Annotated in this window: 22 protein-coding genes and 1 pseudogene; 10 read left to right on the top strand and 13 right to left on the bottom strand. The window is 74.2% G+C overall.

Annotation, left to right across the window (positions count from 1 at the left end; genetic code table 11):
* Positions 1 to 104 precede the first annotated feature (104 nt).
* Positions 105 to 296 (top strand): 50S ribosomal protein L28, encoded by a 192-nt coding sequence (gene rpmB, locus PVK74_RS27955; protein ID WP_011905179.1) that lies wholly within the window; start codon positions 105 to 107, stop codon positions 294 to 296.
* Positions 297 to 480: 184 nt separating this feature from the next.
* Complete coding sequence (locus tag PVK74_RS27950) at positions 481 to 1,737, top strand: ATP-grasp domain-containing protein (RefSeq protein WP_274477579.1); 1,257 nt, start codon at positions 481 to 483, stop codon at positions 1,735 to 1,737.
* Here the strand turns inward: PVK74_RS27950 and PVK74_RS27945 are convergent.
* Both PVK74_RS27945 and PVK74_RS27940 read right to left on the bottom strand, forming a co-directional pair.
* The gene (locus tag PVK74_RS27945; RefSeq protein ID WP_064447021.1) at positions 1,734 to 2,201 is read right to left on the bottom strand and encodes a GNAT family N-acetyltransferase; all 468 of its coding nucleotides are present in this window, start codon (positions 2,199 to 2,201) and stop codon (positions 1,734 to 1,736) included. The two genes, PVK74_RS27950 and PVK74_RS27945, sit on opposite strands and share 4 nt — an antisense overlap.
* 62 nt (positions 2,202 to 2,263) lie before the next feature.
* A complete protein-coding gene (locus PVK74_RS27940; RefSeq protein ID WP_064447020.1) occupies positions 2,264 to 3,214 on the bottom strand; it encodes a thiamine-phosphate kinase in 951 nt (316 codons plus the stop codon).
* A gap of 163 nt (positions 3,215 to 3,377) precedes the next feature.
* Between PVK74_RS27940 and PVK74_RS27935 the strand changes: the two genes are divergently transcribed.
* Positions 3,378 to 3,611, top strand: coding sequence for an Lrp/AsnC ligand binding domain-containing protein (locus PVK74_RS27935; RefSeq protein ID WP_013284547.1), 234 nt, complete (start codon positions 3,378 to 3,380; stop codon positions 3,609 to 3,611).
* On the top strand, positions 3,612 to 4,196 hold the full coding sequence (locus tag PVK74_RS27930) for a DUF3515 family protein (RefSeq protein WP_043325952.1): 585 nt from the start codon (positions 3,612 to 3,614) through the stop codon (positions 4,194 to 4,196). It begins immediately after the preceding gene.
* 16 nt (positions 4,197 to 4,212) lie between these two features.
* Here PVK74_RS27930 and PVK74_RS27925 read toward each other — a convergent pair whose 3' ends face one another.
* Both PVK74_RS27925 and PVK74_RS27920 read right to left on the bottom strand, forming a co-directional pair.
* Complete coding sequence (locus PVK74_RS27925) at positions 4,213 to 5,316, bottom strand: D-alanine--D-alanine ligase family protein (RefSeq protein WP_043325953.1); 1,104 nt, start codon at positions 5,314 to 5,316, stop codon at positions 4,213 to 4,215.
* Positions 5,317 to 5,488: 172 nt separating this feature from the next.
* A complete protein-coding gene (locus PVK74_RS27920) occupies positions 5,489 to 5,713 on the bottom strand; it encodes a hypothetical protein (protein ID WP_064447019.1) in 225 nt (74 codons plus the stop codon).
* A 278-nt stretch (positions 5,714 to 5,991) separates the two neighbouring features.
* Here PVK74_RS27920 and PVK74_RS27915 point away from each other — a divergent pair, with 278 nt between their 5' ends.
* Together PVK74_RS27915 and PVK74_RS27910 are read left to right on the top strand one after the other, a co-directional pair.
* Complete coding sequence (locus PVK74_RS27915; protein ID WP_043325956.1) at positions 5,992 to 6,837, top strand: helix-turn-helix domain-containing protein; 846 nt, start codon at positions 5,992 to 5,994, stop codon at positions 6,835 to 6,837.
* 5 nt (positions 6,838 to 6,842) lie between these two features.
* Positions 6,843 to 7,043, top strand: coding sequence for a DUF397 domain-containing protein (locus tag PVK74_RS27910; RefSeq protein WP_064447251.1), 201 nt, complete (start codon positions 6,843 to 6,845; stop codon positions 7,041 to 7,043).
* Between the two features lie 10 nt (positions 7,044 to 7,053).
* Here the strand turns inward: PVK74_RS27910 and PVK74_RS27905 are convergent, their stop codons facing one another.
* The 5 genes from PVK74_RS27905 to PVK74_RS27885 all read right to left on the bottom strand — a co-directional run bounded on the left by PVK74_RS27905 (position 7,054) and on the right by PVK74_RS27885 (position 12,052).
* Positions 7,054 to 8,118 (bottom strand): ROK family protein, encoded by a 1,065-nt coding sequence (locus PVK74_RS27905; protein ID WP_043330564.1) that lies wholly within the window; start codon positions 8,116 to 8,118, stop codon positions 7,054 to 7,056.
* 110 nt (positions 8,119 to 8,228) lie between these two features.
* Positions 8,229 to 9,020, bottom strand: coding sequence for a putative protein N(5)-glutamine methyltransferase (locus PVK74_RS27900; RefSeq protein WP_274477578.1), 792 nt, complete (start codon positions 9,018 to 9,020; stop codon positions 8,229 to 8,231).
* Positions 9,021 to 9,192: 172 nt separating this feature from the next.
* Complete coding sequence (locus tag PVK74_RS27895) at positions 9,193 to 10,311, bottom strand: cystathionine gamma-lyase (protein ID WP_064447017.1); 1,119 nt, start codon at positions 10,309 to 10,311, stop codon at positions 9,193 to 9,195.
* Between the two features lie 11 nt (positions 10,312 to 10,322).
* On the bottom strand, positions 10,323 to 11,330 hold the full coding sequence (locus PVK74_RS27890) for an NAD(P)H-dependent glycerol-3-phosphate dehydrogenase (protein WP_030500847.1): 1,008 nt from the start codon (positions 11,328 to 11,330) through the stop codon (positions 10,323 to 10,325).
* Positions 11,327 to 12,052, bottom strand: coding sequence for a lysophospholipid acyltransferase family protein (locus tag PVK74_RS27885; protein WP_043325959.1), 726 nt, complete (start codon positions 12,050 to 12,052; stop codon positions 11,327 to 11,329). Before PVK74_RS27885 ends, PVK74_RS27890 begins: the two co-directional genes overlap by 4 nt.
* Positions 12,053 to 12,147: 95 nt before the next feature.
* Between PVK74_RS27885 and cofC the strand changes: the two are divergent.
* From cofC to PVK74_RS27865, 3 genes and pseudogenes are all read left to right on the top strand, one after another.
* A pseudogene (gene cofC, locus PVK74_RS27880) lies at positions 12,148 to 12,768 on the top strand (2-phospho-L-lactate guanylyltransferase); the annotation flags it as partial.
* Positions 12,769 to 13,041: 273 nt separating this feature from the next.
* Complete coding sequence (locus tag PVK74_RS27870) at positions 13,042 to 15,339, top strand: RNA degradosome polyphosphate kinase (RefSeq protein WP_369799305.1); 2,298 nt, start codon at positions 13,042 to 13,044, stop codon at positions 15,337 to 15,339.
* Positions 15,340 to 15,346: 7 nt separating this feature from the next.
* Positions 15,347 to 16,264 carry an NUDIX hydrolase gene (locus tag PVK74_RS27865; protein ID WP_064447016.1) on the top strand — a complete coding sequence of 306 codons (918 nt, stop codon included), beginning with the start codon at positions 15,347 to 15,349 and terminating at the stop codon, positions 16,262 to 16,264.
* Positions 16,265 to 16,270: 6 nt separating this feature from the next.
* Here the strand turns inward: PVK74_RS27865 and PVK74_RS27860 are convergent, their stop codons facing one another.
* From PVK74_RS27860 to leuC, 4 genes are all read right to left on the bottom strand, one after another.
* A complete protein-coding gene (locus PVK74_RS27860; protein WP_274477577.1) occupies positions 16,271 to 18,247 on the bottom strand; it encodes an endonuclease/exonuclease/phosphatase family protein in 1,977 nt (658 codons plus the stop codon).
* A gap of 135 nt (positions 18,248 to 18,382) precedes the next feature.
* Positions 18,383 to 18,988, bottom strand: a complete 606-nt coding sequence (locus PVK74_RS27855; protein WP_030270029.1) for an HU family DNA-binding protein — start codon at positions 18,986 to 18,988, stop codon at positions 18,383 to 18,385.
* A 159-nt stretch (positions 18,989 to 19,147) separates the two neighbouring features.
* Positions 19,148 to 19,735, bottom strand: coding sequence for a 3-isopropylmalate dehydratase small subunit (gene leuD, locus PVK74_RS27850; RefSeq protein ID WP_043325965.1), 588 nt, complete (start codon positions 19,733 to 19,735; stop codon positions 19,148 to 19,150).
* A gap of 15 nt (positions 19,736 to 19,750) precedes the next feature.
* Positions 19,751 to 21,193, bottom strand: coding sequence for a 3-isopropylmalate dehydratase large subunit (gene leuC, locus PVK74_RS27845; RefSeq protein WP_043325966.1), 1,443 nt, complete (start codon positions 21,191 to 21,193; stop codon positions 19,751 to 19,753).
* 49 nt (positions 21,194 to 21,242) lie between these two features.
* Between leuC and PVK74_RS27840 the strand changes: the two genes are divergently transcribed.
* Positions 21,243 to 21,929: an IclR family transcriptional regulator gene (locus tag PVK74_RS27840; protein ID WP_013284529.1), complete on the top strand. Its 687-nt coding sequence runs from the start codon at positions 21,243 to 21,245 to the stop codon at positions 21,927 to 21,929.
* The last annotated feature ends 115 nt before the right edge of the window (positions 21,930 to 22,044 follow it).

The following is a 22,044-nucleotide window of genomic DNA, read 5'->3' as shown; positions in this document are numbered from 1 at the left end:
AAAGGGCCGGTTGGGCGTACCGACTGTCATCGGGTAACCTGACCAGGTTGCCCGGGCAGCGCCTGGCGGCGACCTCATGAACGTTTCAATCCCAGGAGTATCCCGTGGCTAGCGTGTGCGACGTCTGTGGCAAGGGGCCGGGCTTCGGCCACAACGTGTCCCACTCGCACCGGCGGACCAACCGCCGCTGGAACCCGAACATCCAGTCGGTGCGCACCCCGGCCGGTGGCGGCAACACCAAGAAGTTGAAGGTCTGCACCTCGTGCATCAAGGCCGGCAAGGTCACCCGCGCCTGACGCGGTAGCGCCACCGAACATCGTCGGTCGCCGGCGGATCCCCCGGGATCCGCCGGCTTCTGTCGTATCCACCGACCCGCGCCGCACACCTGACCGACCGTACGGCGACCGGCTGGTACGGGCCGGTTAGGGTGCTGCTGCGCCGGCCGTCCGGTTCCGGCGCGAGCCGTGGGGAGGGTGACCGGTGGACCTCGATCTGGGTCGCGAGCAACTGGTGGTGGTGGGCGCGTCGTTCGGCTCACTGAGCTGGTTCGACCAGCAACTGCCGGCCGGCACCGTGGTACTGGTCGAGGAGCCGGACGTGATCGCCCGCCGCGACCTGGCCCGGTTCGCCGAGCGGCTGCCGATGATCGGGCGACTGGTCGAGGCCGAGTACCAGACCGGCTTCGACGCCGACGCCCTGCTCGCCCGCGAGCCCGCCCTGGCCGACGCCCGGCTGGTCCTGCCCGGCCTGGAGTACGCGGTCGGCGCCGCCGCCCGGCTCGCCGAACGGCTCGGGTTGCCCGGCGCCGGGGCGGAGGCCGCTGACATCTTCTCCGACAAGCACCGGATGCGGCTGCTCGCCGACCGGATCGGACTGGCCAACCCCGTCTACGAGCTGGTCGACGACCCGGCGCGGGCGGTGGAGTTCGCGCGGGCGCACGGCGGCCGGTGCGTGCTCAAGCCCACCCGCCGTTCCGGCAGCCTGGGCGTGCAGCTGATCACCGACCCGGCCGAGGTGCCCGCCCGCTGGGCGGCGAGCGCCGCGCCGCCGGACCCGGCCGAGGCCACCGAGCGCGGCCTGCCCACCGGCGTGCTGGTGGAGGAACTGCTGGTCGGCTCCGAGCACAGCGTCGAGCTGCTGGTCGCCGACAGCGAGGTGATCTTCGCTAACGTCACCGACAAGCGGATCGCCGGTGGCCGGTACCCGGTCGAGACCGGCCACACCGTGCCGTCCGCGCTGCCCGCCACCGAGCACGACGCGCTGCGCGCCGCCGCGGTACTCCTCGCCGAGGCGGCCGGCTTCCGCAGCGGCATGCTGCACAGCGAGTGGATCCTCGTCGACGGCGTGCCGACGCTGGTGGAGTGCGCGGCCCGGATGCCCGGCGACATGATCACCGCGCTGATCTCGATCGCCTACGAGCGCGACGTCATCGAGGCGTACCTGCGGGTGCTGCGCGGCGAACGGCCGGCGTTGCCGGCGCGGCCGACCGGCGCGGCGGCCATCGAGTTCCTGATCGCGCCGCCCGGACAGGTCACCGCCGTCGACGGCAAGCGCGACGCGCTGCGCGTGCCGGGCGTGCTCGACGTGCAGGTCGAGACGAAGGTCGGTCAGACCGTGCCGGAACTGCTCTCCTCGGCGCACCGCAGCGGGCACCTGATGGCCTGGGGCGCGACCCCGGACGAGGCGGCCAGTGCCGCACGCCGCGCCGCGGACGAGATCCGCATCACCGTCGGCTAGAGCGTGCGGCCGTAGGACAGGCAGCCCGGGGCGTCCTTGTAGTAGCCGAAGTTCGGGATCCGCTCGTAGCCGGACGAGGTGTACATGGCGATCGCCTCGGGCTGTTTGTCGCCGCACTCCAGCACGATCCGTTTGCGGCCGTGGTCACGGGCGGAGCGCTCGACCGCGCCGAGCACCGCACGGGCCACGCCCCGGCCCCGGGCCGCCGGGTCGGTGTACATCCGCTTCAACTCGGCCGTGTCGCCGTCCGCGCCGTGGCTGCGCCAGCCGCCGCAGCCCACCGGACGCCCGTCGAGGTAGGCGACGAGGAACGCGCCGTCCGGCGGGGTGAACTCGGCCGCGTCGACAGGGGTGTCGTCGCCGCTGCCGCCGTAACGGGCGCCGAGGTCGGCCAGCGCCGCCCGGATCAGCGCCTGCGACTCGGGCGCGTCGAAGCGCCGCTCCCGGATCTCGATCTCGCTCACCGTGCCAGGTTACGACCGCCTCCGACCCCCGCCCGGCCGGGCGGCCGGGGGTCGGACGCAGATCACTCCGCCGTTCGGCGGAAGTGGTCCCAGCCGCGCGGGCCGTCGTACCCGGCGCCGTCGACGGTGACGCCGGCGCCGGCCGCCACCCGCCCGACCGGCCGCCAGCCGTCGGGCAGCGCGGCGTCGGGCGGGAACGTCGCCGCCAGGGCGTGGTCGTCGCCGCCGGCCAGGATCCAGGTGTACGGGTCGACGCCGAGCGCCGCCGCCGCGTCGCGCATCTGCCGGGGCACCTCGAACGCCTCCCGGCGCAGGTCGACGGCCACGCCGCTGGCGGCGGCCACGTGCCCGAGGTCGGCCAGCAGGCCGTCCGACACGTCGATCATGGCGGTGGCGCCCGCCGCGGCGGCGGCCGGTCCGGCCGCGTACGGCACCTCCGGGCGGCGGAACGCCTCGACCAGCAGCCGGGGCGTGCGGAAGCCCCGGGACAGCACGGTGTAGCCCGCCGCCGCCCAGCCGGTGCGCCCGGCCAGCGCCACCACGTCGCCGGGCCCGGCGCCGGAGCGGACCACCGGTGGTCGCCCGGCCAGGTCGCCGAGCGCGGTCACCGCGATGGTGAGCGTCGGGCTGGCCGACATGTCCCCGCCGACCACGCTCGCGCCGACGAGCGCCGCCTCCGCGCCCAGCCCGTCGGCCAGCTCCTCGGCCCAGGCCGGGTCCAGCTCGGCCGGCATGCAGAGCGCGACGAGCAGCGCGGTCGGGGTGGCGCCCATGGCCGCGATGTCGGCGAGGTTGGCCGCCGCCGCGCGGTGTCCCACGTCCCGCGCCGCCGACCAGTCGCGCCGGAAGTGCCGTCCCTCCACCAGCACGTCGGTCGATGCGACCACCCGCCGGTCCGGCGCCGCCACCACCGCGCCGTCGTCGCCCGGGCCGAGCAGGCAGCTCTGTCCCTGTGCCAGCCGGGCGGTCACCCGGTCGATCAGCCCGAACTCGCCGACATCCGTGACCGTCATGCCGTCCCCTCGATCCGCTGCGTCGTTGCGCACGTTCCACCCCTGTCCGCGCCGGCGTGTGCTCGCTCACCGCGTACGACCGGCAACCGATAGGGATCACTGCCGCTCAGTACGGTAGTTTCACCCTTCGGGTCGCCCGGAGGCGACGGACGGAGGTCGAGTCGTGGTACAGGCGTACATCCTCATCCAGACCGAGGTCGGCCGGGCGCGTGACGTGGCCGGTCTGATCGCGGACCTGGCCGGCGTGGTACGGGTCGACGCCGTCACCGGGCCGTACGACGTGGTGGTGCTCACCGAGGCGAACACCGTCGACGAGCTCGGCAAACTCATTGTCAGCAAGGTGCAGATGGTGCCCGGCATCACCCGCACCCTCACGTGTTCGGTGGTGCGGCTGTAAGTGGACGAGAAGACTTCCCCGCGCCCGGACCGCTCCACCCGCCGCGCCGCGCTCTGGGCGACTCTGGTCGCCGTGCCGGTGACGGTGGCGGTGGCCGGGTTCACGTTCGCCAAGCTGGCCCCGGAGTCGCCGGACGCCGGGCCGAGCGCGTCGGCGAGCCCCCGGGCACAGTCGAGCGCGCCGGTCGAGATGGCCGCCCCGGCGCTGGCCGAGCGCCCGACCGTACTCTGCCGTGCCCTGATGTCGCAGCTTCCGGACAGCGTGCGTGACCTGCCGCAGCGTCCGGTCACCGCGGGCCCGGAGCAGAACGCCGCGTACGGCGACCCGGCGCTGACGGTGGCCTGCGGCGGCAGCCCGGCGCAGTTCCCGCCCACCGACGAGGTGTGGACGGTGAACAAGGTCTGCTGGCACGCGGCCGAGGAGGCCGACGCCACGGTGCTGACCACCGTCGACCGGGAGACGCCGATCCGGGTGCGGGTGCCGAAGTCGTACGAGCCGCCGCTGCAGTGGGTGACGACGATCTCCGACACCATCGTCAGCTCCGTGCCCTCAGCGAAGCAGGCCCCCTCGGGCTGCTCCGCCTGACGCCCGGCCGGCCGGTTCAGCGGCCGGCGCGGCGGTGCAGGGCGGTACGGATCAGCCGGTTGACCAGCTTCGGGTACTCCAGCCCGCTAGCCGACCACATCCGCGGGAACATCGACGTCGGGGTGAAGCCCGGCATCGTGTTGATCTCGTTGAGGTAGACGTCCATCTGCGGGGTCACGAAGAAGTCGACCCGGGCCAGGCCGGAGCAGTCGAGCGCGGTGAAGGCCCGGGTGGCGTAGTCGCGCACCTGCCGCGCGACCGGCTCGGGCAGGTCGGCCGGTACGTCGTACTCGCAGACCTCGTCGGCGAAGATGTACTTGGCCTCGAAGTCGTACCAGTCGCGGTCGCCGATCATCCGCACCTCGGCGAGCACCGAGGCCTCCGGCGCGCCGCCGGCCTCGCCCTCCAGCACACCGCACTCGATCTCGCGGCCGACCACGGCGCCCTCGACGAGCACCTTGCTGTCGATCTCCCGGGCGGTGACGAGCGCGGCGTCCAGGTCCGCCCAGTCGTCGACCTTGGTGATGCCGAACGAGGAGCCGGCCCGGGACGGCTTGACGAAGACGGGCAGCCCGAGGCGCTCCTTGTCCTCCTCGCTCAGCGACATCCCGGCGCGCAGCACCGCGTACGGGCCGACCGGGATGCCCTCGGCGGCGCAGAGCTTCTTGGTGAACTCCTTGTCCATGGCCGCGGCGGAGGCGAACACGTTCGCGCCGACGTAGGGGATGTCGGCCATCTCCAGCATTCCCTGGATCGTGCCGTCCTCGCCGTACGCGCCGTGGAGCACCGGGAAGACCACGTCCACGTCGGCGAGCGCGACCGGCCCCTGGGCCGGGTCGAGCACCATCAGGCCGCCCGCGGCCGGGTCGGCGCGCAGCACCAGCTCGGCGCCGGACCCGGCGGTGATCTCCGGGAGCTTCCGGTCGGTGATGGCGAGCCGGCTCGGTTCGCCGTCGGCGAGCACCCACTGGCCCTGCCGGGTGATGCCGACCGGCACCACCTCGAACTCGTCCGGGTCGAGCGCGGCCAGCACGCTGCCGGCGCTGACGCAGGAGATGCCGTGCTCGGGGCTGCGGCCACCGAAGACGATCGCCACACGGGTCTTGCCTGGGGTGGTCATGGTCACCTCATCGTCGCGACTGCGGCTGGCCGTGCTCGCCGGTGGCGCTCACCCGATTGACCTTACTGTGCGTTGTCGGCGGGGGTGGTCGATACCCGGGGAGACGCGGAGCCGCGTGGCAAACGGTCAAGGTGACATATACAGGGAGTAACCATACGAGGGTGGCCGTGGCTCAGAAGACCGGGTGCCGGGGCCGGCGGCCGACCGCGATCACCTTGACGCGCTGCCGGCCGGCCCGCACCATGCCCAGCGCCATGAACGCGCCGGCGATCCGGTCGGCCGCCTCCCGGCTGCTCGCGCCGACGACCTGCCGTCGGCGTTCGGGGCTGGTCCGCTCGTCGCGCCCGGCGCCGTCCGGGGGTCGCACGTCGGTGAGGACCACGAGGAACCGGGTCATTCCCGGCCACCTCCGCTCCGCAGGCGGCAGGCCGTCACCGTCATCGCGGAACCCCTCCCCATCTCGTGGACCGGCAGGGGCACGCGGCGGCCGGATCGTGGGGGAGTAGAAATCCGACCACCGCGCGCCCCATCCCCTCCGGTCGCTCACCGCCACCGTCGCCACGACAACCGGCGGTGAGGACGCCGTCACAGATTGACAGGTTCACGGGCGTGAATGCAACTCTCATCGACTTTCTCTCACGCACATTTTCCCACCAGATGTGCGACCATCGATGCATGGCGCCGAAGACCGCCCGGGCCCGACGGCTCGGCATCGCACTGCGGACCCACCGGGAGGCCGCCGGCCTCACCCTGGAGTCCGCGGCCGACGAGATCAACAGCACCCGGAGCACGCTGTCCCGCTACGAGAACGCGCAGACGCTGATCAGTCCCGCCACCGTGCGCGCGTTGCTGACCAGCTACGGCGTGGGCCCGGACGAGATCGCCGCGGCCGTGGAGCTCGCGAAGGACGCCCGCAAGCCCGGCTGGTGGGTGTCCTACTCGTACCTGCTGGACCGCCGCACCATCGACTTCATCGCGCTGGAGGCCGAGGCCACCGGCATCGCGAACTTCGAGCCGTCGGTGGTGCCCGGTCTGCTGCAGACCGCCGACTACATCCGCGGCGTGATGCGCGGCGGCCCGCACACCCTCAGCGACGAGCAGGTCGAGCAGCGGGTGCAGCTACGGCTGGACCGCCAGCAGCGGCTCTCCGGGGACGAGCCGCCGATCCTCGACGCCATCATCGACGAGGGCGCGCTGCTGCGCCCGGTCGGTGGGCCCTCGGTCATGTCCGCCCAGCTCCAGCACCTGGTGAAGATGGCCGAACTGCCGAACATCACGGTGCAGGTGATCCCCCTGGCCGCCGGTTACCACCGCGGCACCCGGGGCTCGCTGCACATGCTGGAGTTCGCCGACCCGGAGGACCCGATCATCGCCTCGGTGGAGACCGTCGCCGGGCAGATGATCCTCGACCGGCCGGGCGACCTGCGTACCTGCACCAAGATCATGGAGCACCTGCGGACCGTGGCGCTGAGCCCGGCGGCCAGTCGGGACCAGCTGCTCCGCCTGCTGAACGAGAGGTGACCCAGATGAACGGCACGAACCGTCCGCACCCGACACCGGCCGGCTGGCGCAAGAGCAGTCACAGCGGCGACGAGGGCGCATGCGTGGAGATGGCGCCGCTGCCCGGCTCGGTGGCGGTCCGCGACTCCAAGGACCCGGCCGGCCCGGTGCTGGTGTTCCGGCCGCACGCCTGGGCCGCGTTCACCGCGGCGCCGCCGCGCCCCTGACCGCGGCTCCTCAGGCGGACGCGCCGCCCGGCCGCAGCGGCGCGGCCACGGCGGCGGCGCGCACCGCCTCCAGCGCGGCGATGGCCACCCCACGCGCCCCGGCCATGTCCCGGTCCGGCACCAGGGCGAAGGTGGCCACCGCCCGCTGCTCCGCACGGAGCACCGTGTGCTCGGCGACAGCGGCGAGGAACCAGTCCCGGAACTCCGGCGCCGCCTCCACCACGCCCCCGCCGACGAAGTACGCGTGCGGGTCGGTGAAGTTGGCCGCGATGGTGAACAGCCGCCCCAGCGCCCGCGCCTGCTGGCCGAAAACCTGGCGGGCCAGCGGGTCGCCCCGCTCGCCGTAGCCGCGCAGCAGCTTCGCGGCCCGGTCCGGCTCCTCCGCGGCCAGCGGATGCTCCGGATGCCGGGCCAGCCAGTACGGCAGCAGGTTGCGCCGGATCGCGGTCAGCGAGGCGACGCTCTCCGCGTCACCGGTGAAGCCGCACGCGCAGACCGGCGCCGCCTGGTCCGGCTCGACCAGGCCGTCCAGCGGGATGTGCACGTGCCCGAACTCGCCGGCCATGCCGGCCGCGCCGCCGACCACCCGCCCGGACTCCACCACACCCCCGCCGAGCCCGGTGCCGACGATCGCGGCCACCGAGGACCGGGCCATCGCGTCCGCGCCGAAGTGCACGTGGTGGGCGTAGAGCGCGGCGGCGTTGCCGTCGTTGGCGTACACCACCGGCAGGCCGAGCCGCCGCTCCAGCGCGGTACGCACGTCGAAGCCGCGCCAGGCCGGCTGGGAGAAGTTGGTGGAGCCCCGCGAGGAGATGACCCCGGTGGCGCTGGCCGGGCCGGGCGTGTCCAGCCCGACCGCGCGTACCAGGTCACGGGGCACGCCGGTGTGGGCGAGCACGCCGTCGAACGCCCGCGCCAGCGCCTCCACCGCCGCCTCCGGCCCGGCGCCCACGTCACTCGGGATCTCCAGCAGCCCGTCCACCAGGAACCGGCCGTCGACGGTCAGCACAGTGGCGTTGTCGCTCGTGCCCCCGTTGTCCAGCCCCACCACCACCGGCACACCTGCGCTGCCCACCGCCACCGCCTCCCGCCGCGCCTGACCCGAGGCTAGTTCCCGTCCGGCCCACCCGCCACGCCCCCGGCGGGACTCCCCCACCGCGATCAGCCGGGACTCCCCCGCCGCGGTCAGCCGGGACGGCGGGCGGTCACCGCTGTCGCCTCGCGTTCCTCGTCGCGGACCACCGCCGGCTCCAGCCCGGCGGCGGTGAACACGGCGCACAACTCCGGGGCCTGCGCGACGCTCACCTCGACCACCACATGCCCGCCCGGGGCGAGCCACTCGGCCGCGCCGGAGGCGACCCGGCGCAGCACGGCCAGACCGTCCGTGCCGCCGTCCAGCGCCACCGGCGCCTCGTACAGGCGCGCCTCGGCCGGCAGCGAGGTCACCGCGGCGGTCGGCACGTACGGCGCGTTCGCCACCACCAGGTCCAGCGTCCCGCGCCGGCCGGCCGGCAGCGCGTCGAACAGGTCGCCCTCGTAGACCGGGACGCCCAGTGGTTCGAGGTTGCGCCGGGCGCAGGCCACCGCCACCGGGTCGATGTCGGCGGCGGCCAGCCAGCGCGGCGTCAGCCGCTCGTGCAGCACCACGGCGGCGGCGCCGGAGCCGCAGCACAGGTCGAGCACCGCGGGGGCCGGCCCGGCCAGCGCCGTCGCAGCGTCGACGAGCAGGGCGGTCCGGCCGCGCGGCACGAACACACCCGGGTGGACGGCGATCCGCCGACCGCAGAACTCGGCCCAGCCGAGCAGATGTTCCAGCGGCAGGCCGGCGACGCGACGGTCGACCAGCCGGGTCAACGCCTGCGCCGAGTCGGCGGCGGCGATCAGCAGGTCCGCCTCGTCCTCGGCGAAGACGCAACCGGCGGCGCGCAGCCGGCGGACGAGGGCCGGACGGTCGGGAGTGAACACGGTGGATGCCATGGCAGGCCTTTCGGGAAGCGCTCGTCGGCGCTCCCGGCGTCGCCTCAGCTCCTGGGCGACGCGGACTCGGAGGGAACGCCGGTCCTCTGCTGGGGGATCGGACTCACCTCCTCGGGTCGGGGCCGCACGGGCCGTGGCTGCCCGTCACGATAGCCCAGCGGACGTCGCGCCGTCAGCCCGCCGCGTCCAGCGCAGCCGCCACGTCGGCGAGCAGATCGGCGGTGTCCTCGATGCCGCAGGAGAACCGCACGAAGCCGGGCGGCGTGGCGTCGCCCCACTGGGCGCGCCGGTCGGCGGTGCTGTGCAGCCCGCCGAACGAGGTGGCGGCGGCCACCAGCCGGGAGGCGCCGAGGAACCGGGCCACCCGGCCCTCGTCGCCCAGGTCGAACGAGACCACGCCCGGCACGCGGCGCATCTGTGCCGACGCGACCGGGTACGCCGGGTCGTCCGGCCGTCCGGGCCAGCGCACCCCGGTCACGTCCGGCCGGGCCGCGAGCAGGTCGGCCAGCGCCCGCGCATTGGCGGTCTGCCGGGCCAGCCGCAGGTCCAGCGTGGCCAGCGAGCGGTGGGCCAGCCAGCAGTCGAACGCGCCGGGCACCCCACCGGTGGCGTTGCGCCAGGTGGTCGCCGCGTCCCGCAGCCCGGCGTCGCGGGTGGCCAGATAGCCCAGCAGCAGATCCGAGTGGCCGGTCAGCGCCTTGGTGCCGGAGGCGACCACCACGTCCGCGCCGAGGTCCAGCGGGCGCTGCCCGAGCGGCGTCGCGGTGGTGTTGTCCACCGCCACCAGCGCCCCGGCGGCGTGCGCGGCGGCGGCCACCGCCCGCACGTCGACGACGTCCAGGCCAGGGTTCGCCGGGGTCTCCAGCAGCACCAGCCGCACGCCGTCGAACGACGGGTACGGCCCGGCCGTCGGCACCAGCACCACGCGTACGCCGAGCTGTTCCAGCGTGCCCGAGGCGAACGAGCGCACCGAGTAGTAGCCGTCGGCGGGCAGCAGCACGGTGTCGCCGGGTCGCAGCACCGTCAGCAGCAGCCCGGTGATGGCGGCCTGGCCGCTGGCGAAGACGCGGCAGTCGGCGCCCTCCAGCTCGCCGATCGCCGTCTCCAGCAGTCGCCGGGTCGGGTTGTCCGGCCGCCCGTACCCGTCCGCCGCCGCCGACGGGCCGCGCTCCGGGTCGAGGTGGTACGGCGCGGCGAAGACCGGGCCGGGCAGGAACGGCTGCCCGGGTACCGCCTCCGGCAGTCCGGCGTGGACGCTGCGCGTGCCGTCGCCCCAGTTCTCGCCACTCATCCCGGCTCCGCTCACTCGTACGACTCCGGCTTGGCGGTCCGGCTCATCAGCGCGTCCACCGCGAGGCGCGGGTCCATCCCCTCGTGGCAGATCCGCTCGATCTGCTCGGTGATCGGCATCTCGACCCCGTGCGCGCGGGCCAGGTCGCGGATGGCCAGGCAGCTCTTGACGCCCTCGGCGGTCTGCCGGGTGGCCGCCTGGGCCTGCTCCAGCGACTCCCCCCGGCCGAGGTGCTCGCCGAAGGTGCGGTTACGGGCCATCGGGGACGAGCAGGAGGCGACCAGGTCGCCCATGCCGGCCAGCCCGGCGAACGTGATCGGGTCGGCGCCGAGCGCCACGCCCAGCCGGGCGGTCTCGGCCAGCCCCCGGGTCATCAGCATGGCCCGGGTGTTGTCGCCGAAGCCCATCGCGGTGGCGATGCCGTACGCCAGCGCGATCACGTTCTTCACCGCGCCGCCCAGCTCGCAGCCGATCACGTCGTCGTTCGTGTACGGGCGGAAGTACGGGGTCCGGATGGACGCCTGCACCAGCGCGGTACGCCGGCTGTCGGTGCCGGCGACCACCGTCGCGGCCGGCTGCTCGGCGGCGATCTCCGGGGCCAGGTTGGGCCCGGAGACGACCACCACCCGGTCGGCGGGCACCCCGGCGGTCTCCATGATCACCTGGCTCATCCGCTTGGTGGTGCCCAGCTCGATGCCCTTCATCAGCGACACGAGCGTGGCGTCCGGCGCCACGTACGGCGTCCAGTCTGCGAGGTTGCCGCGCAGCGTCTGCGACGGCACCGAGAGCACCACCACCTCGGCGCCCTCGATCGCCTCGGCGGCGTCGCCGGTGGCGGTCACCCGCTCCGGCAGGCGCACGCCCGGCAGGTACTCCGGGTTCTCCCGGCCGGTCCGGATCGCCTCGGCCACGGCGGCGCGGCGGGCCAGCACTGTGACGTCCCGCCCGGCGTCGGCGAGGATCTTGGCGAACGCGGTCCCCCAGGACCCGGCGCCCAGCACCGCCACGTGCCCGCTCATTCGCCGGCCTCCCGGATGCCGGTGCGGGCGGGCCGCTGCCAGAGCGGCGGTGGTGTGCCGCCACGGATCTCCGCGACCAGATCCCGGATGCGCAGCATGATGGTGTCCGTCATCTCCTCCAGGATCGGCCGGGTCGGCGTGGCGCCGGCCCAGGGGCTCAGGTCCACCGGCGGGCCGGCGACCACCGTCACCGGGGTACGCGGGCGCAGCCCGAACCGCGCCGTACGCGGGTCGAACATCCGCTCCGGGCCGACCATGGCGATCGGGACCACCGGGGCGCCGGTCGCGAGCGCCAGCCGGGCCGCGCCGGTCTTGCCCTTCATCGGCCACAGGTCCGGCTCCCGGGTGGTGGTGCCCTCCGGGTAGATCACCACGGCGCCCCCCTCGGCCAGCGCGGCGACCAGCTTGTCCAGCGACTTGACCGCCTCGACGGTGCCCCGTTCGACAGGGATCTGCTGGCAGCGGTGCAGGATCGCGCCGACCACCGGCACCCGGAACACGCTGGCCTTGCCGAGGAAACGCGGCCAGCGCCCGGCGTCGTAGATGTAGTGGGCGACCACGAGCGGGTCGGCGTGCGAGATGTGGTTCGGCACGAGGATCACGCCGCCGTCGCCGCGCAGGTGCTCCATGCCCCGCCAGGTGCGCCGGGTCCAGACCGTCATCAGCGGCTTCACCAGCACCACGGCGAGCCGTCGCCAGAACCCCAGCCTCCGCCGTGCCACAGTGCCTCCTCGATCCGCCCACGCGCCCCGGCACAGAATCATGCCTGTTCGCCCCCGCTGCGGCCAGTGCGGGTACCGGCGCTCCCGCTGGCAGGATGGTCGGCGTGTCTGAGGCCCGCTGGACCGTGGTGATGCCGGTGAAGCGCCTGCAAGCGGCGAAGAGCCGGCTGCGGGGCGCGCTGTCCGGCGTACCCCATGAGGAGCTGGCGCTGGCCCTGGCGGCCGACACGCTGCGCGCGGCGCGGGCGTGCCCGGCGGTCGCCGGGGTGCTCGTGGTGACCGACGACGCGCGGGTGCGCGCGGCGGCGGACGCGGCGGGCGCCCGGGTCGCCGCCGATCCGGGCGCCGGGCTGAACGCGGCGTTCCGGCACGGCGCGGCCGTCGCCGGGCCGCGCGCCGCCGTGGCCGGCCTGACCGCCGACCTGCCCGCGCTGCGACCGGCCGAGCTGGCCGCCGCGCTGCATGCCACCCAGGGGGTACGCGGGTACGTCGCGGACGCACCCGGCGGTGGCACCGTGCTGCTGGCCGCGCCGGCCGGGGTGCCGCTGGCGCCGCGGTTCGGGCCCGGCTCGGCCGCCGCCCACGCGGCGAGCGGGGCGCTGCCGCTGGCCGGTGACTGGCCCAGCCTGCGCCGGGACGTGGACACCCCGGCGGACCTGGCCGCCGCCGCCGGGCTGGGTCTGGGGCCACGCACGGCGGCGCTGCTGGCCGGGGCCGAAGTCCGGTACGGTGCTGGCATGCAGGGCACGGTGGCCACCTACGACGCGTCGACCCGCAGCGGCGTGCTGCTGCTCGACGACGGCACCGAGCTGGCGTTCCCGGCCCGCGCGTTCGACGCCTCCGGGCTGCGGCTGCTCCGATTGGGGCAGCGTGTCCGGATCGAGCGGGACGCCGACGGCGAGGTCGTCCGGGTGACCTTGCCGGCCATGGCGTGAACAACCTGGCCGGAGTTCATTTTCCGTTCACCCTTATCGGGGAATCATGAGGTGGTGAGCACCCCTCGCGAGCACCCCGACGGCCCGCCGCCGATCCTCGACCCCGGCCCGCCCCGCAACGGCCGCCCCAGCCGCGGCCCGGACGGGCGGTTCCGCCAGCCCCGGCCCCCGGAGGAGCGCCTCGGCGCCGACCCGGACGCGGCCGGCGCCACCGGGCTGGACGAGCCGCTCGACCCGGTCGAGGGCCCGGACGAGACCGGCCCGGACGCCGGGTCGCCACCGGCGCAGCCGCTGCCGGAGGACCGCTTCCTCAACCGGGAGCTGTCCTGGCTCGACTTCAACGCCCGGGTGCTGGCGCTCGCCGAGGACCCGCGCACCCCGCTGCTGGAACGGGCGAAGTTCCTGGCCATCTTCGCCAGCAACCTGGACGAGTTCTACATGGTCCGGGTGGCCGGGTTGAAGCGCCGCCTCTCCGCCGGCCTGCCGGTACGCGGTGGCGACCGGCTGCCGCTGCGCACCCAGCTCGAACTCGTCACCGAGAAGGCCGCCGGCCTGGTCGCCCGGCACGCCGCCTGCCTGGTCGACGACGTGCTGCCGAAGCTCGCCGCCGAGGACATCCGCATCCTGCGCTGGAGCGACCTGGACGACGCCGAGCGGGAGCGGCTGCGCACCTGGTTCCGGGAGCACATCTTCCCGGTGCTCACCCCGCTGGCGGTCGACCCGGCGCACCCGTTCCCGTACATCTCCGGCCGGTCGCTGAACCTGGCCGTCTCGGTACGCGACCCGGACGGCGGCTCGGAGCTGTTCGCCCGGGTCAAGGTGCCGAACAACGTGCCCCGGTTCGTCCGGGTCCACCGGGAGCAGCCGGGCGTGCGGTTCCTGCCGGTGGAGGACCTCATCTCGGTGCACCTCGGCCAGCTCTTCTCCGGCATGCAGGTGGTCGAGTGCCACCTGTTCCGGGTGACCCGCAACGCCGAGGTCGAGGTGGACGAGGACCGCGACGAGGACCTGCTCCAGGCGCTGGAACGGGAACTGGCCCGGCGCCGGTTCGGTCCGCCGGTACGCCTGGAGGTGGCCGCGTCCATCTCCGACCACATGCTGGAGCTGCTCGTCCGCGAGCTGGACATGGACGACCACGACGTGCTGCGGGTACGCGGGCTGCTCGACCTGTCCGCGCTGTGGCAGGTCTACGGCGAGGCGGACCGGCCCGACCTGAAGGACCCGTCGTTCGTGCCGGCCACCCATCCGCGCCTGGCCGAGGGCGAGGTGCCGCGCAGCGTCTTCGCCACGCTGCGCGACGGCGACGTGCTGGTGCACCACCCGTACCACTCGTTCGCCACCAGCGTGCAGCGCTTCGTCGAGCAGGCCGCGGCCGACCCGAACGTGCTCGCCATCAAGCAGACGCTCTACCGCACCAGCGGCGACTCCCCGATCGTGGACGCGCTGGTCGACGCGGCCGCCGCCGGCAAGCAGGTGGTGGTGCTGGTGGAGCTGAAGGCGCGCTTCGACGAGGTGGCGAACATCGGCTGGGCGCGCACGCTGGAACGGGCCGGCTGCCACGTGGTGTACGGCCTGGTGGGCCTCAAGACGCACTGCAAGACCGCGCTCGTGGTACGCCAGGAGGGCAACCAGATCCGCCGGTACTGCCACATCGGCACCGGCAACTACCACCCGAAGACGGCAAGGCTCTACGAGGACTTCGGCATGCTCACCGCCGACCCGGAGATCGGCGCCGACCTGACCGACCTGTTCAACGTGCTCACCGGCTACAGCCGGCAGACCGCGTACCGGCGGCTGCTGGTGGCGCCGCAGGGCATCCGCAGCGGCCTGATCGAGCGCATCGACAGGGAGATCGAGCACGTCCGGCTGGGCATGCCGGGGCTGGTGCAGTTCAAGGTGAACTCCCTGGTGGACGAGGAGATCACCGACGCGCTCTACCGGGCGTCGCGGGCCGGCGTGCACGTGGACCTGCTGATCCGGGGCATGTGCACGCTGCGGCCGGGCGTGCCGGGGCTGTCGGAGAACATCCGGGTCCGCTCGATTCTCGGCCGGTTCCTGGAGCACTCCCGGATCTTCCGGTTCGGCAACAACGGCGACGCCGAGTTCTGGATGGGCTCGGCCGACCTGATGCACCGCAACCTGGACCGCCGGGTCGAGGCGCTGGTGCAGGTGAGCGATCCGGTGGCCCGCGCCGAGCTGGACCACGTCCTCACCGCCGCGTTCGACCCCGACGTGGACGCGTTCGAGCTGGCCGCCGACGGCACCTGGCACCGGCGTACCGGCGACGGCGACACGCCGCTGACCCACCTGCAGGACCTGTTGCTGCGCCGGGTCGGCGGCCGGGCGGACTGAGCGGGCCGTGGCGCGTGCCGGGCGGGCATACGGTGAGCGGGTGAGCGACGACGAGCCGGTACGGATCCGGGCCGCGGGCGGCGTGGTGTGGCGCCCGGGCCCGGCCGGCGTCGAGGTCTGCCTCGTGCACCGCCCCCGGTACGGCGACTGGTCGTTGCCGAAGGGCAAGCTGGACCGCGGTGAGCATCCGCTGGTCGCCGCCGTCCGTGAGGTCGCCGAGGAGACCGACGTACGCGCGGTGCCGCAGGTGCGCCTGCCCACCGTCCGCTACCGCAGCGAGGGTCACGCCAAGGCGGTCGACTACTGGTCGATGCGGGCGGCCGGCGCCGGCGGCTTCCAGCCCGGCACCGAGGTCGACGACGTGGCCTGGTTCCCGGTCGACGACGCGGTACGCCGGGTCAGCTACCCGCACGACGCCGAGGTGATCGCCGCGTTCGCGGCGCTGCCGCCGGTCACCGCGACCGTGCTGCTGGTGCGGCACGCCAGCGCCGGCAAGCGCGGCACCTGGACCGGCCCGGACCACGGGCGCCCGCTGGACGACGACGGGCAGGCCCAGGCGCTGGCGCTGGTTCCGCTCGTGGCCCTGGTCCGCCCGGCCCGCCTGTGCTCCGCCTCGGCGCGCCGCTGCGTGCAGACGCTGAGTCCGGCCGCGGCCCGGCTGGACCTGCCGATCGAGGTGTGCGGCGACTTCGACGAGCCGGAGCCGGGCCAGCAGGCCGAGGAGTGCGCGCTCGCCGCCGCGGCCCGCCTGGTCGCGCTGGCGCAGGCCGCCGGGACGGTGGCGGTGTGCAGCCAGGGCAAGGTGATCCCGGGCGCGCTGGAACGGCTCACCGGCCGCGTGGACGAGGACTTCACCACCGCCAAGGGCGGTGGCTGGCTGCTGCCGTTCGCCGGTGACCGGCTGGTCCTCCCGGACCGGCTGTGAGGCGGCTCAGGGCAGCGTGACGGTGAGCGTCACCGGGAGGTGGTCGCTGGCCTCGGTACGCGGCGCGCGTACCTCGGTGGCGGTCAGGCCCGGGGAGACGAAGACGTGGTCGATCTGGGTGCGCGGGTCGTCGGCCGGGCTGGTCCGCAACGGCCGGGCCGGGGCCAGCGCGTCCACCAGCCCGGCGCCGGTGAACTCGGCGAACGCCGGGTCGGCCGGCTCGGTGTTCAGGTCGCCACCGAGCACCAGCGGACGGCCGGCGGCGTACCGGCCGGCGAACGCGGCCACCTCGCGGGCCTGCTCCACCGGATCCCGGCCGGGCGGCGGTTGCAGGTGCGTGGCCACCACTGCCAGCTCGCGACCACCGAGGTCGAGCGTGACGCCGAGGGCCTGCGCACCGGTCGGCGCGCCGTGCGCGGTCAGCCGCCGCGTCTGCCCGGAGCGCGCCGGGAACCGGCTGAGCACCGCGTCGCCCCAGACCGGGTCGGCGGCGGGCGCGAAGACGTACGGCATCTCCAGCCGCCGGGCCAGCAACGCCAGCGTGTCGTGGCCGCCGTTGAGCCACCAGCCCCGGTCCACCTCGCTGAGCAGCACGATGTCCGCGCCGCGCAGCTCCCGGGCCAGCGCGTCGAGGTCCAGCCGGCCGTCCAGGCCGAACCCCATCCGGATGTTGTACGCGGCCACCCGTACCGCCGCCGGCGTGGCCGTGGCCCGGGCCTGTGCGGGCGGTACGTGCAGCGCGGCGCCCAGCGCGGCCAGTGCGGTCAGGCCGGCCAGGACCGTGACCCGGACCGTGGTGGGCAGCACCGGGCCGGGTGAGGCCGCGCCGGACGATGCCGGGGTGGCCCGGACAGGCGCGGTAGCCGCCACCAGAGCCACCAGGACGGCCGTGGCGACCGGCGCCCAGCCGTTGGGGTACCCCAGGTCGTAGGCGGCGTAGTAGGCCACCGTGGCCACCGCGAACACCAGCATCCCGAGCGCCGCCGCCCGCCCGCGTCGCGCCCCCGCCCGTCCGTCGTCGCCCCGCCCGGCCGCGTCGTCGGCGGCCGCGGGCCCGTCGCCGGTCGTGTCGGTGAGGGCCAGGCAGCCGCCGAGACCGGCGGCGGTGAGCAGGTACGCCGGAACGAGATGCCCGGTCACGAACAGCACCGACCCGGCGAGCAACACCAGTGGCCACAGCACCCGCGCCACGCGCGCCGGTGCCCGGAACAACGCCGCCGCGAGGAACAGCAGCACCGCGAGCGCGCCCGGCAGGGCACCGCTGCCGGGGCGGGCGAGCCCGGGGAAGTCAGGCGATCCGGTGCCGGCGGCGGCGCTCCAGAGCGCCGGGGCGAGCGCCACCTGACCGGCCAGCAGCAGCGCCGGGCCGCACAGCAGCCAGGCCCGGCGTCCCGGAACGCGGATACGCCGCCCGGTTGTGCCGTGGCCCGCGCCCGTCGGGGACGGCCCCGCCGCCGACGTGTCCGCCCGCTCCCGCCGTACCGCCACCGAGGCGGCCAGGAACGCCGGCACCAGCAGGGCACTCAGGCTCCAGGCGAGCACACCGCCGCGCCACACCAGGTCCTCGGTGCCGAGCAGGGCGTGCCCGACCGCGTTCCCGGCCATGCCCAGCGCCAGCCCGGCCACCGGCCGGGGCACGGACGCGGCGGTGGCGGCGAGCCAGACCAGGCCGGCGAGCAGCCCGGCGCAGGCCAGCCAGAGCTGGGCCGGACCACCGGGTTGCGCGGTGAGCGCCAGCCGCGCCGCCGCCAGCACAACGGCGGCGACGAGTCCGACCGGGGCGGCGCCGGTGCGGCGTACGAGCGCAGGCGCGGCGAGGGCGAGCAGGAACCAGCCGAGCGCGAACGCGCCGAGCAGCTCGGCCGGTGTCTCGGCGGCCCGCCCGAAGAGGGTGATGACCGACGGGAGCCAGACCCGCAGCACGTCCAGCAGGACCGCGATACCGAGCGCGAGCGTGAGGGTGGAGAGGTGACGGTGCCGCACGGGCGCCTCTTCTCGTGACCGACGGGGGTTTTCGGCACGGCGATTCTGCGGGGCGCGACGGCGGGCGGTCAACGGCGTACCCATGCGAAAGGGCGCCCACCGGCAACGGTGGGCGCCCTTTCGTGGGCCGTCCGGTCAGCGCCGGGTGGCGGCCTTCTTGGCCGGTGCCTTCTTCGCGGGCGCCTTCTTGGCCGCCGTGGTCTTCTTGGCCGTGGCGGACTTCGCCGCGGTCGTCTTCTTGGCGGTGGTGGTCTTCTTCGCCGCGGTGGACTTCGCCGCGGTCGTCTTCTTCGCCGCCGTGGTCTTGGTCGCGGCGGCCTTCTTCGCCGGCGCGGCCTTCTTGGTAGCGGTGGTCTTGGTGGCCTTCGCCGCCGTGGTCTTCTTCGCGGCCGCGGTGGTCTTCGCCGCTGTGGTCTTCTTCGCGGCGCCGGTGGTCTTCTTCGCGGCGGCGGTGTCCTTCGGCACCTTGCCGCTGGCCACCATCTCCTTGAAGCCCGCGCCCGCCCGGAACGTCGGGACGGAGGTCTTCTTGACCTTCACCGCCTCGCCGGTACGCGGATTGCGCGCTGTTCGGGCTCCCCGGACGCGCTTCTCGAACGCTCCGAAACCGGTGATCGCCACCTTCTCGCCCTTGGTGACCGCCGCCTGGACCTCAGCGAGAACCGCGTCGAGCGCGGCCGTCGCCGTCTTCCGGTCCCCCAGGCGAACGGCGAGCGCCTCGATGAGCTCGGCCTTGTTCACGACTTCCTCCCGATTGTGCAACTGACTCGACGCGAGCCATTCTGCGCGCACGTTATGCCCTGTGCTGCCTGGACACAAACATTCGGTGGAAAAAAGCCCTTGTGTCGTAACGGATTCGCCCCCACCGGGCGCACCGGTGGGGGCGAATTCGGGCCGGAGTCAGGCTACCGAGGGCAGGAACGACGGCCGGGACGCCTCGTACGAGGCGATCTCCGCCTCGTGCCGGAGGGTGAGTCCAATGTCGTCCAAGCCCTCCATCAGCCGCCAGCGGCTGTGGTCGTCCAGCGGGAACGCCCAGGTGGCGTCACCGGCGTGGACCTGGCGGGCGGCGAGGTCGACAGTGATCGGCGTGGTCGGCTCGGATTCCACGAGATCCCACAGTTCTTCCACGGCTTTCAATTCCAGCTCGACCGGAAGGAGGCCTTCCTTGAGCGCGTTGCCGCGGAAGATGTCGCCGAAGCGGGGCGAGATGACGGCCCGGAAGCCCCAGTCCCGCAGCGCCCAGACGGCGTGCTCCCGGGATGATCCGGTGCCGAACTCGGGGCCGGCGATCAGAATCGACGCACCCGAATGGACGGGATCGTTGAGGACGAATGACGGGTCCTCCCGCCACGCGTTGAACAGACCGTCGGCGAATCCGGTCCGGGTCACCCGCTTGAGGTACACGGCGGGGATGATCTGATCGGTGTCCACGTTGGATCGGCGCAGCGGCACGGCGGTGCCGGTGTGGGTGGTGAACTTGTCCATCTCTCGGCTGCCCTTCTACAGGTCGGCGGGGGCGGCCAGCCGGCCGACCACGGCGGTGGCGGCGGCGACCGGCGGGGACACCAGGTGGGTACGCCCGCCCCGGCCCTGGCGGCCCTCGAAGTTGCGGTTGGAGGTCGAGGCGGAACGCTCACCCGGCTTCAGCGTGTCCGGGTTCATGCCCAGGCACATGGAGCAGCCGGCGAAACGCCACTCGGCGCCGGCCTCGGTGAAGACCTTGTCCAGCCCTTCGATCTCGGCCGCCTCGCGGACCGCGGCCGAGCCGGGGACCACGAGCATGCGTACGCCGTCGGCGACGCGGTGCCCGCGCAGCACGTCGGCGGCGGCACGCAGGTCCTCCAGGCGGCCGTTGGTGCAGGAGCCGACGAAGACCACGTCCACGGCCAGGTCACGCATCGGCGTGCCCGGGGTGAGGTCCATGTACTCCAGCGCGCGCCGGGCGGCGACCCGCTCCGGCTCGGTGACGAAGTCCTCCGGGGCCGGCACCGTCGCGCCCAGCGGCACACCCTGCCCGGGGTTGGTGCCCCAGGTGACGAACGGCGTGATCCGGCTCGCGTCGAGCGTGACCTCGGTGTCGAACGTCGCGCCGTCGTCGGTGGGCAGCGTCCGCCAGTACTCCAGCGCCGCGTCCCAGGCGTCGCCCTGGGGCGCGTTGGGCCGCCCCTTCAGGTACGCGAACGTGGTCTCGTCCGGCGCGATCATGCCGGCCTTGGCGCCCCACTCGATGGACATGTTGGCGATGGTCATCCGCCCCTCCATGGAGAGGTCGCGGATCGCCTCGCCCCGGTACTCGACGATGTGACCGCGACCGCCGCCGGTGCCGACCTGCGCGATCAGCGCGAGCACCAGGTCCTTGGCGGTGACGCCGGGCGCCAGCTCGCCGACCACGTTCACGGCCATGGTCTTCGGCCGGGCCTGCGGCAGCGTCTGCGTGGCCAGCACGTGTTCGACCTCACTGGTGCCGATGCCGAACGCGAGCGCGCCGAACGCGCCGTGGGTGGCGGTGTGCGAGTCGCCGCACACGATCGTCATGCCGGGCTGGGTGAGGCCGAGCTGCGGGCCGATGACATGCACGATGCCCTGGTTCTCGTCGCCCAGCGCGTGCAGGCGGACGCCGAACTCGGCACAGTTGCGACGCAGCGTCTCGATCTGGGTGCGGGAGGTGGGGTCCGCGATCGTGAGCAGGTCGCCGCGCCGGAGGCGGAACGCCGGGTCGTCGTACCCGGTCGGGGTGTTGTGGTCCTCCGTCGCGATCGTCAGGTCGGTACGGCGGACCCCGCGCCCGGCCAGACGCAGCCCGTCGAACGCCTGCGGGCTGGTCACCTCGTGCAGCAGGTGCAGGTCGATGAAGAGCAGGTCCGGCTCGCCGTCGGCGGAGCGGACCACGTGTGCGTCCCAGACCTTCTCGGCCAGGGTCCTCGGTTGAGTGACTCCCACCATCTGGACATCCTAAATTCTGGGAGGTAAATTTCGGCTTGTGGGACACAGTATGAGCGGTGTCGGCGTTCTCGACAAGGCGGTGGTCATCCTGGCCGCCTGTGTCGACGGCGCCAGCCTGGCCGAACTCGTTGAACGCACCAAGCTGCCCCGGGCCACCGCGCACCGGCTGGCACAGGCGCTGGAGATCCACCGGATGCTCGTCCGGGACACCCAGGGGCGCTGGCGCCCGGGTCCACGCCTGGGCGAGCTGGCGAACGCGGCCCCGGACGTGCTCCTGACCGCCGCCGAGCCACTGCTCGCCGCGCTACGGGACGCCACCGGCGAAAGCGCCCAGCTCTACCTGCGGCGCGCCGACGAGCGGATCTGCGTGGCCGCCGCCGAGCGTGCCAGCGGCCTGCGGGACACCGTCCCGGTCGGCTCGGTGCTGCCGATGACCGCCGGGTCGGCGGCGCAGATCCTGCTCGCCTGGGAGCCGCCGGAGGCGGTCATGCCGCTGCTCCCCCGCTCCAAGTTCACCGGCCGCACGCTGGCCGAGGTGCGGCGGCGCGGCTGGGCCCAGAGCGTCGCGGAGCGGGAGGCGGGTGTGGCGAGCGTCTCGGCGCCGATCCGGGACCGCACCGGCCGGGTGATCGCCGCGATCAGCATCTCCGGCCCGATCGAGCGCCTCGGCCGCCGCCCCGGAGAACGCCACGCCATGGCCGTCGTCCGAGCCGGCCAGCGCCTCTCCGGCCTCTGACCCACCCACCCCCACCCCCCTCTCGCGTTGATCATGAAGTTGGCGGCATTTTTGATCTCCCAGACTGCCGCTAACTTCATGATCAACGGGGTGGGGCGGGGAATGCGAACGGCCC

Source organism: Micromonospora chalcea, from assembly GCF_028768405.1.
In the GTDB taxonomy this organism is placed as follows: domain Bacteria; phylum Actinomycetota; class Actinomycetes; order Mycobacteriales; family Micromonosporaceae; genus Micromonospora; species Micromonospora chalcea.
The sequence above is the reverse complement of the archived record's forward strand: the minus strand, read 5'-3'. Positions and strand labels throughout refer to the sequence as shown.

Bases quoted from the DNA above. Each gene is read 5' to 3' on its own strand.
- PVK74_RS27940 (WP_064447020.1), bottom strand. From the start codon at position 3,214: ATGACGGTCACGGATGTCGGCGAGTTCGGGCTGATCGACCGGGTGACC.
- PVK74_RS27925 (WP_043325953.1), bottom strand. From the start codon at position 5,316: ATGACCACCCCAGGCAAGACCCGTGTGGCGATCGTCTTCGGTGGCCGC.
- PVK74_RS27920 (WP_064447019.1), bottom strand. From the start codon at position 5,713: ATGACCCGGTTCCTCGTGGTCCTCACCGACGTGCGACCCCCGGACGGC.
- PVK74_RS27915 (WP_043325956.1), top strand. From the start codon at position 5,992: ATGGCGCCGAAGACCGCCCGGGCCCGACGGCTCGGCATCGCACTGCGG.
- PVK74_RS27910 (WP_064447251.1), top strand. From the start codon at position 6,843: ATGAACGGCACGAACCGTCCGCACCCGACACCGGCCGGCTGGCGCAAG.
- PVK74_RS27900 (WP_274477578.1), bottom strand. From the start codon at position 9,020: ATGGCATCCACCGTGTTCACTCCCGACCGTCCGGCCCTCGTCCGCCGG.
- PVK74_RS27895 (WP_064447017.1), bottom strand. From the start codon at position 10,311: ATGAGTGGCGAGAACTGGGGCGACGGCACGCGCAGCGTCCACGCCGGA.
- PVK74_RS27890 (WP_030500847.1), bottom strand. From the start codon at position 11,330: ATGAGCGGGCACGTGGCGGTGCTGGGCGCCGGGTCCTGGGGGACCGCG.
- leuD (WP_043325965.1), bottom strand. From the start codon at position 19,735: ATGGACAAGTTCACCACCCACACCGGCACCGCCGTGCCGCTGCGCCGA.
- leuC (WP_043325966.1), bottom strand. From the start codon at position 21,193: ATGGTGGGAGTCACTCAACCGAGGACCCTGGCCGAGAAGGTCTGGGAC.
- PVK74_RS27840 (WP_013284529.1), top strand. From the start codon at position 21,243: ATGAGCGGTGTCGGCGTTCTCGACAAGGCGGTGGTCATCCTGGCCGCC.